This is a genomic window from Vibrio sp. 03_296, assembly GCF_002265885.1.
Genome location: NZ_NPKW01000402.1, coordinates 1 through 1,494, shown reverse-complemented (window position 1 = coordinate 1,494; position 1,494 = coordinate 1). Strand labels below are relative to the sequence as shown.

Annotated in this window: 1 pseudogene; it reads left to right on the top strand. The window is 38.3% G+C overall.

From position 1 onward, the window contains the following. Positions 1-1,052 precede the first annotated feature (1,052 nt). Positions 1,053-1,494, top strand: a pseudogene (locus CIK04_RS24950) (lysoplasmalogenase family protein); the annotation flags it as partial.

Genomic DNA, 1,494 nt, shown 5'->3' with positions numbered 1-1,494 from the left:
TGTACTTAGCCAACATTTAAAATAATGGCCGACTGGAGAAAAATGCACTGAGGCAATCCACGGAGCACGCAGTGAGATGTGAACTGAACGTTTGGTCTTGCCATGTCTAACCAAGTGTATGAAAGACAATAAAAACGGGATGCTTTCGCATCCGTTTTTATTTAGATTCTGAAACTTAGTACATCATTGGTAGTGTCATTAAACCAACGATAACTGCGATCATTACCAGTCCTTGCTTTTGAGAAGAAGACATCACAACACTACCTCCATAAACGGTTGATGAACTCTATGTGTGCAATATAGCATCGATTTTAAGGCTTGATCAATAGTATCTTTTTAAATCATCTTTAAAAAATAACTTAACTATGAATAATTGACCCYGATGTGGCAATGAAACAGTGTTTTTTGACTGCTTTCTTTATGCTCTTATTTGTGTTTTTCTTATGGTTTGTGTTTTAACTTAATGTTTTATATTGGTTTTTTATTAATGTGATATTGCTCAAATAGTGTTTAGTGCTCTTTGTCTGGTGTTGGTGGTTCTTGGTTGCTATTTTGGCTTAATAGTCATGTTTTTTGATGGTCTTGTTTGAAATTTAAGAAAGTCAATAGAGGCTATGTAGGGGATTTATCATTGGATGAGAAAACAATGATGTGATTAGTGGTCTATTCTGGTTGTACCAGCTTGAGTTCGGATTTTCTTTTGTTTTATGGTTTAAGTTGTTGATTTTGTTTTTATTACCAATGTTTTAATCTGTTTTTTATTTGTTTTTCACTCTATTGTTATTCATTCACTCTGATAATGTCCGACTTATTTTGCTTTGAGTTGGTTTAACGTTTGCTTTCTGTGTTTTGTCACACTTTTATCGAGAAGCTCTGAATTTAAAACGCGTTGCTGTGAGTCGATACTGTAAACTTGCAGTTTTGCTCTAAGCTCTGGCTTGCTTCACAATAAGCAGTGATTCGCAATCAAGATCCAACTTTCGCCTTTTACTGCTTTACATAATCCTCTTGCTACCTAGACTAGCCGCGTAACAAAGAGAAGGGTAATACAGATGTGGAGTTGGCTAGCGATAGGCTTATCTGGTAATGACATCCGTTTTGGGTGCTCGTCAAGCGAGTTCCAGTTTCCAGTCTACTGTTTTTTAAAGTGTTCACTCTGGTGTTGTTATTGATCTTGGTGCTGACCCAAGGGCCAGATTCTGCGCACAGCTATTGGATTGCCGCAGGCTTGTTATGTGTCGATTTTTGCCGACAACGCTACCATTCTTTGAAATTCAAAAAAAACGCTCTATTTTCAGGTTTTCTCCTCGCGCAGCTTTGTTACAGCAAATCTTTCTGGTTACAGCTCAATGGTGACATCGTTTGGTGGCTCCTTGCCTTACTGTTGGCAGCGAGTATCGTGGCGTTTTTCTTACTCCTTCCTCAATTGGATTCCTTGGTTTTTCCCGTCGTGATTATGGGCATTATGTTGGTGCAGTTGGCTTGGGCTGCTGG